This is a genomic window from Wenzhouxiangella sp. XN24, from assembly GCF_011064545.1.
GTDB lineage: Bacteria > Pseudomonadota > Gammaproteobacteria > Steroidobacterales > XN24 > XN24.
In genome coordinates, this window is record NZ_JAAMFG010000017.1 from 241,479 (window position 1) to 248,420 (window position 6,942).

At 61.6% G+C, this 6,942-nt stretch carries 7 protein-coding genes; 4 read left to right on the forward strand and 3 right to left on the reverse strand.

Going from position 1 to position 6,942, the window contains the following annotated elements; genetic code table 11:
• The first annotated feature begins 43 nt into the window (after nt 1–43).
• Nucleotides 44–2,197, forward strand: a complete 2,154-nt coding sequence (locus G6032_RS01345; protein ID WP_165280323.1) for a tetratricopeptide repeat protein — start codon at nt 44–46, stop codon at nt 2,195–2,197.
• 78 nt (nt 2,198–2,275) lie between these two features.
• Here G6032_RS01345 and G6032_RS01350 read toward each other — a convergent pair whose 3' ends face one another.
• From G6032_RS01350 to G6032_RS01360, 3 genes are all read right to left on the reverse strand, one after another.
• Nucleotides 2,276–2,944, reverse strand: coding sequence for a hypothetical protein (locus tag G6032_RS01350; RefSeq protein WP_165280324.1), 669 nt, complete (start codon nt 2,942–2,944; stop codon nt 2,276–2,278).
• Nucleotides 2,945–3,080: 136 nt separating this feature from the next.
• Nucleotides 3,081–3,476: a RidA family protein gene (locus G6032_RS01355; protein ID WP_165280325.1), complete on the reverse strand. Its 396-nt coding sequence runs from the start codon at nt 3,474–3,476 to the stop codon at nt 3,081–3,083.
• 42 nt (nt 3,477–3,518) lie between these two features.
• Nucleotides 3,519–4,337, reverse strand: coding sequence for an alpha/beta hydrolase (locus G6032_RS01360; protein ID WP_165280326.1), 819 nt, complete (start codon nt 4,335–4,337; stop codon nt 3,519–3,521).
• A gap of 136 nt (nt 4,338–4,473) precedes the next feature.
• Between G6032_RS01360 and G6032_RS01365 the strand changes: the two genes are divergently transcribed.
• The 3 genes from G6032_RS01365 to G6032_RS01375 all read left to right on the forward strand — a co-directional run.
• Nucleotides 4,474–4,884 (forward strand): hypothetical protein, encoded by a 411-nt coding sequence (locus tag G6032_RS01365; RefSeq protein ID WP_165280327.1) that lies wholly within the window; start codon nt 4,474–4,476, stop codon nt 4,882–4,884.
• An 8-nt stretch (nt 4,885–4,892) separates the two neighbouring features.
• On the forward strand, nt 4,893–5,387 hold the full coding sequence (locus G6032_RS01370) for a chemotaxis protein CheW (protein ID WP_165280328.1): 495 nt from the start codon (nt 4,893–4,895) through the stop codon (nt 5,385–5,387).
• 41 nt (nt 5,388–5,428) lie between these two features.
• Nucleotides 5,429–6,942, forward strand: a 1,514-nt coding sequence (locus tag G6032_RS01375; RefSeq protein WP_206211729.1) for a HAMP domain-containing protein, incomplete at its 3' end; no start/stop codon positions are given.

A 6,942-nucleotide genomic window follows, 5' to 3' on the forward strand; every position in this document is an offset into this window, starting at 1 on the left:
AGTATCTCGCGGCATATGAGCCCCGCTCATATGGGGGAAGACCATGAGCCTGTTTTCTGAACTGCAGCGCCGCAACGTAATCCGGGTCGCGATCACCTACCTCGTGGCCGCCTGGGTGCTGATCCAGGTCATGGAGATTGCGACCGACGCCTTCGGCGCCCCGGAGTGGGTACTCAAAGTGTTCATCGTGGCCCTGGTGCTCGGCTTCGTGCCGATGCTGATCTTCAGCTGGGTCTACGAACTCACCCCCGAAGGCCTCAAGCGGGAATCCGAGGTGCCGCCCGACGCATCGGTCACGGCGCACACCGCCAGGCGCCTGAACATCGTCGTGATCGTCCTGCTGCTCGCCGTGGTGGCGCTCGTTGCCGTCGAGCGCGTCCGCCCTCCGGCCGCCGAGCGCGCGTCAGCACCGGAAATTGCCACCACGCAGGACGCGTCGAGCATCGACTCCATCGCCGTCCTCCCCTTCGAGGATTTCAGCCCCCAACGGGACCAGGCCCACCTGGCAGAGGGGCTGGCCGACACGCTGTTGCACATGCTGGCGCAGGTGCAGGGATTGCGCGTGAGCGCCCGCACGTCCTCTTTCTCGTTTCGCGGCACCGACGCCGATATCGCCGAGATCGGCCGGGAACTTGGCGTGGGCGCCGTGCTCGAGGGTTCCGTGCAGCGCTCGGGTGAAACTCTGCGGATCATCGCCCAGCTTATCCGCGTCGCGGACCAGAGCCATCTCTGGTCGAAGACTTTCGACCGCCCGACGGGGGACATCTTCGCGGTGCAGGACGAGATCGCGAATGCGGTCGTCGCCGCATTGCAGCCGGCCGATGCGCCCGCCTCGCAAGTCGCGCTGGCGTCCAACCGGACCAGCGTAAAGGCGTACGAGCACTTCGTGCGGGGCGACCGGCTATGGCAGGTTCGCTCGAGGGAAGCGATCGAACAGGCTATCGAGGAATTCCGGGCGGCGATTGCCGCGGATCCTGGCTATGCACCGGCACACGCGGGACTCGCGATCGCTTACCTGTTCTCCACCTATTACGGCGACAAGAGCATGAAGGAAGTTCGCCTGGCCGTGGAACAGGCGACCGAGCAAGCCCTGGCACTGGACCCGCAACTCGCGCTCGCCTACGCGGCACGCGGGCAGTTGCTGGCCAATGTTGAGGACCTCGAGGGTGCCGAGGCGGCCTACCGTCGCGCAATCGAGCTCGATCCCAGTGACGCTACGACCTATGCGTGGCTGGCCGGGCTCCTCATCAACGACATCAAGCGCTGGGACGAGTCCCGGAGCCTCCTCGAGAAAGCGTACGAGCTGGATCCGAGAAATCTCTTCGTCCTCGGCCGGTATGCGTCGAATCTTTCGGTGTTCGGCGACTATAACCGGGCGGTGGAAGTATATCGTCGGGGCGTGGCCCTCGATCCCGAGGCGCCGCGCGCCTATGCCAACCTTGCCGCACTGCATGCCCAGTTCGGCCGTCACGACGACGCCATTCGGGCACATCTCGCCCAGATCGAACGTGCACCGGCCTCCCCGGGGCCTTACCTCGGCATCGCCGGGCAGTTCCTCAGGCTCGACGACCAGGACGCGGCCCTCGAGTGGTTCGACAAGGCCAGGGCCCTCAACCCGAATAGCGAGTACTGGAGCGGTTTCTTCCTGCGCCGCGAGGACCACCCCCGCCTGGTCGATGAAATGGAAGCCATGTACGCGCGGAACCCTCAAAGACCCCAGGCGCGCGCCGAGCTCTGTTACGCGCGAAGCATCGTCGGTGAGTACGAGCAGGTGGTCGAACTGTGCGGCCCCCAGGTGGCGGACGTCGTCGGCCCGAACCAGGAGCCGTTGCAGCTGAGTGCGCTCAGCGATGCCATGGCGGTGTACTGGGCGTCCGTGCAGCTCGGCAACGAGGCCACGGCCGGCAGGCTCATGGACGAGATGCTCCGGCTGGCCCGCGAGGGCGAAACGTCCGGTTTTGCTGATGCGTCCCTCCACGAGTTCCTGGCCATGCTCGCGGCCATGCGCGGGGATCGGACCGAGCTCTACGCGCAGCTCGGCAAAGCCGTCGAGCTCGGGTACTGTGACGGTCGCGCCATGGACAACCTGCCCTGGTTCGACGCCTACCGCGACGAAGCGGAGTTCCGCGCGTTGCTTGACGACATGCGTGCCCGACAGACGCAGATGCGCAGCTCGCTGCGCGTCGAGGGGTTTTAGCGGCCGACCGACGTGCTGCGGGTGCCGCTCAGGATTCCGGGAGTACCTCCGACGGAATGAGTATGGCGCCGTGCCTTGCTAACGGATCACGCCGTCCTTGCGCAATTCGCCGGCCATCGGCCCGGTCGTCTCGGCAAGCCCGGAGATTCTTGAGTCGAGATTGCGCGCGCGCGTATTGAGTTCGTAGACGAGAGTCGCGTCCCGCGTGTCGAACACGCGCGTGGTCAACTCGACTTCTCCCTCGATGGTCGTGATGGGCGGCGCGGTTTCGAACCTGCCGCGTACGACGGGCACGCCATAGACTCCGTAGCTGCCCGGATGCCAGCCTGTCGCATAGCCGAACTCCGTCGCTTTATAGAACGCATCACCGCGCGATTCCTCGGTTCCACCTTCCCGGAGACCGGTCCGGGTCGCCACCAGTATCGTGGCCAGCACTGCCTGGATATCGTTCGCCGCGACAGCCTTCTCGATGTTCTCACGGGTCAGCGGTGCCTGCGCCGGCAGGGCTCGGCAGCTCGTCATCACCACCGTGCCGCCATCGCGCAGAGCGCTGGCAAAGAAATTCTCAAAGGCGCAACGCTGGTTGATGTCAGGGCTGATGCCCACGACAAGCACCCGCTCGTAAGGCTGGGCGACGAGCTCTTTCGTCTGCCAGTCCCCATTCAAGCGCACGGTGTGCGGGGCACAGGCGCCAAGCAACGTCACTGCCAACAGCAGCAAAGAAAACAGGATGATTTTTCGAGTCACGATTGATGTGCGCCTTGATGTGAATGAGGATGCCGACGCAGCTTATCGGCTGACTAATGACATAGCCAATGGAAGTCCGGAACGTCAGATCCGCTTCAGTGGGCACCACGAATGACGGGAGGCGTTCGGGACCGGCCTATCTCGAGCTATTCCCGATATACGCATCGGCCTCGATTTCAACGAGCAGTTCAGGGGCGATCAGCCGGCTGACCTCCACCATGCTCGACGCGGGACGAATCTCCCTGAAGAATTGCCCGTGTGCCCGACCAACGTCTTCCCAACGAGAGATGTCTGTGACGTAGATACGCGTCCGGACGACGTGAGTTAGCCGGGCGCCGGCTTGCTCGAGCGCGATCTCGATCGTCTTGAGCGCCTGCATCGTCTGTTCATATGGGTCTTCAATGCCGACCACGCCTTCAGGCGTTGTCGCAGTGGTTCCCGAGACGTGCACATACGGGCCGACTTTGACGGCGCGCGAGTACCCGACAGTGGTTTCCCAGGGCGCTCCCGATGAGATGTTGAGGCGTGTCACCGATCCGTCTCCCTCGTTGTCGCTGCACATTCCGGAACAAAGTCATGCCTGGATAAACTCCAGGATTTCCTTTACCAGCTCATCCGGTTTTTCTTCAATGACCAGGTGACCAGCATCATCAATGATGCGGAACTCTGAATCCGGAATCATGCCGTGAAGGTCCTGCCCTCGTTCAAGAGGGATCCAGCTATCCTCCCGTCCCCACAGGATCAAGGTGGGCGTGGCGATGGTCGGGTAAAGCAACTGGACCTCGTCGGTGTACCTGGAGTCCGCCTGCGCCATCTGCCGATAGAAGGCGGCCTGGCCTTGCTGGCCGGTCCAGGGCGAAATAATCCCTTGGAGTGTTTCCTCCTCCAGCGGCTTGAAGGCCGCCGTTTGCACATAAGATCGCACCACCGCTTCGTGGATGAAGTCCGGCAAGCCTGAAAAAGCAGCTTCATGCGCGCTGACATGCCGGAAAAAAGGCGAGCCCCACGGAGAGACGGCGACCGGGTCGATAAGGACAATCTTCTCGAAGGGCCGCTCATTGAGAAGGTGGGTTCTGAGGACTGTGGCGCCGCCAAAGTCATGGCCGACGATAATCGGGGCATCGAGTTTCCAGTGGTCCAGCAAGCTGTCCAGAACGTGGTTCTGCACACCCAGCGACACGTCACCCTCCGCCTTGCTCGACTGGCCATAGCCAAGCATGTCGTAAAAATAGACCGTGTACTGCGCGGACAACTCCCGGATCAAATGGCGCAGGTTGAATGTCGACCAGGGCGTCCCATGAACGATCACCAGGGGCGGGCCTTCTCCCAGGCGTCCGTAACGAATCTCCCGCCCGCTGTAGTCGAACGAACCTGGAAGTTCCCACTTGTTCATTAACCGAGCTCCTGTCATATCGGGATCCCAACTGGGCGCCGACCAGTTTCATTGCTTATCGCCTGGTACTGCCCTTGGGCCTGCACCGGCTTTTATCACACCATCGATGCGCTTGTGCATTGGAGCGGTTTTGCGCATGCAAAATGAAAGGATTCCAGAAAGCTCGCCGTGGAGTCGTCTTTTCAAGACCTTGCTCTCCTGTGCACTTCTGATATGCCCATCTGCAGCGGTTCTCTGTGACGACACGCCGGGCCAAACAGGCTTTCGTATTGCCGTCTTCACACCGACCACGGCAAACAACACCTATTGGCCCGAAGTCCACTCGATACTCCGTGCGGATGCTGCGTTCTTCTCCGTCGAGTTTGGCGAGGCTGTGCAGGTCATGGATGCAGCCGAACTGTCAGCGATCCCCTTCTGTTTGAACGGCCCCAAGCGCCAACGTAGGTGTTTTCCACGGGCTAAAACGCCTCAAGAACCGTCCTGGCTTGCCGATAGGAAAGTCATTAACGACGGCACCTCGTGGCGTCTTATCTTTAAATCCAGCTGAGACCGTCCATGGAAAAGAATGTATCCCGGCCTTCGACGCCGGGAGCAGAAGATGCGCGTGAATACCTGACATTCCGCCTCGGCACAGAGGAATACGGGTTGAACATCCTCAACGCGCAGGAAATCAGGGGCTACGACTCCGTCACCAAGATCGCCAACTCGCCCGCGTTCATCAAGGGCGTCATCAACATGCGCGGGATCATCGTCCCGATCATCGACATGCGCATCCGCTTCAACCTGGGTGAGGCCACCTACAACGAGTTCACCGTGGTGATCATCCTCAACATCGGCGAGCGTGTCATCGGCATGGTCGTGGATGCCGTCTCCGATGTGACGTCCGCCCCCGACGAACAGGTCCATCCTGCTCCCGAGTTCGGCACCGTCCTCGACACCGCCTACATCGACGGGATCGCTACAGTCGATGAACGCATGATCATCATCATCGATATCGAAAAACTCATGACCGCTGAGGACATGGGCCTGATGGACCAGGCAGCCGCCTGAATCGCACGATAGAAGGAAGGCAAACCAAAATGTTTAGGAAGTTGACCATTACCGCCAAGCTCTACGGAGTCCTCGGCATCCTCTCCCTGGTGCTGATCGGCATCGGGTTCACCGGTGTCCGGGGCATGCAGGCCCTGACAGTCGAAATGGAAGACATGTACCAGATGGGCCTCGAAGGCACCGCGAGCCTGGGGCACATTGAGTCAACGTTCAAGGAAAACCTGATTGAGCTGTTCGATGCAGCCCAACACGATCCGCGCCTTGAGAACGTCTTCGCGGACGGACACCAGGTGGACGTCCATTTCACGAGAATGCGGGCGCGTTCTGCCGAGATCATCGCGGCGCTCGAAGAGTATCTTGAGAACCATGTCGCCACCGACGCGGGCCGCCAGGCCGCCGCTGAGCTGGAAAGCGCACGGGTCGCCTATGTGCGAGATGAGCTGGTTCCGGTGATCAACATGATGGAGGCCGGAAATTTCGACGAGGCGAGTGATTTTCTCATCGCCACTACGCTGCCTGCATTCCGTACCAACGTGCTGCCACGCATCGAGGCGATGGTGACACAGAAATCCGAGTTTGCAGGCAATCAGTATGCCGGCGCGCTGGCCCAGTTCGAGCGCCAGCGAATGGTTACGGTCGTTTCTGCCACGCTCGGCCTGTTGCTCGCGGGCTTCATCGGCTGGCTGGTGATCTCTCGTTCCTTCGGCCGCCCGGTCGCGCAGGTGGTCGATGCTGCCGACAAGATGGCGGCGGGTGACTTCGAGTTCAAGGTCGAGGCCGCCAATCCCGACGACGAAGTCGGCAAGCTGGTAGAAGCCGTGAACCGGGTCCAGGCGAGCGTCAAGGGTATGGTGACGGACGCCAATATGCTGGCCAAGGCCGCTGTCCAGGGTCGGCTTTCCACGCGCGCCGACGCCACCAAACACAAAGGTGAATTCCGGGAGATCGTGGAAGGTGTCAACAACACGCTGGACGCCGTCATCGGCCCGTTGAACGTGGCGGCCGGCTACGTGGACCGCATCTCCAACGGCGATATCCCCGAGAAGATCACCGACGAGTACAAGGGCGACTTCAACGCCCTGAAGAACAACCTCAACACCTGCATCGACGCCGTCAACAGGCTGGTGGTCGACGCCAACATGCTCTCCGAGGCCGCGCTGGCCGGCAAGCTCGCGACGCGTGCCGATGCCAAGCGCCACGAGGGGGATTTCCGCAAGATCGTCGAAGGCGTGAATGCGACCCTCGACGCGGTCGTGGTCCCGGTCAACGAAGTCAAGCGCGTCATGGTGGCGCTCAGTGAGGGCGACCTCACGCAGAAGATCCAGGGCAACTACCAGGGCGACTTCAAGGTCCTGCAGGAAGCTGTCGATGACTCCATCGACAAGCTCAACTCCCTGATCTCCGGCATCAAGAGCTCGGCGGACCTCATCAACACCGCCGCCAAGGAAATCGCCGCCGGTAACACCAACCTCTCCCAGCGTACCGAGGAACAGGCCTCTTCCCTCGAAGAGACCGCCTCCTCCATGGAAGAGCTCACCTCCACCGTCAAGCAGAA

Bases quoted from the DNA above. Each gene is read 5' to 3' on its own strand.
- G6032_RS01345 (WP_165280323.1), top strand. From the start codon at position 44: ATGAGCCTGTTTTCTGAACTGCAGCGCCGCAACGTAATCCGGGTCGCG.
- G6032_RS01360 (WP_165280326.1), bottom strand. From the start codon at position 4,337: ATGAACAAGTGGGAACTTCCAGGTTCGTTCGACTACAGCGGGCGGGAG.
- G6032_RS01365 (WP_165280327.1), top strand. From the start codon at position 4,474: ATGCAAAATGAAAGGATTCCAGAAAGCTCGCCGTGGAGTCGTCTTTTC.
- G6032_RS01370 (WP_165280328.1), top strand. From the start codon at position 4,893: ATGGAAAAGAATGTATCCCGGCCTTCGACGCCGGGAGCAGAAGATGCG.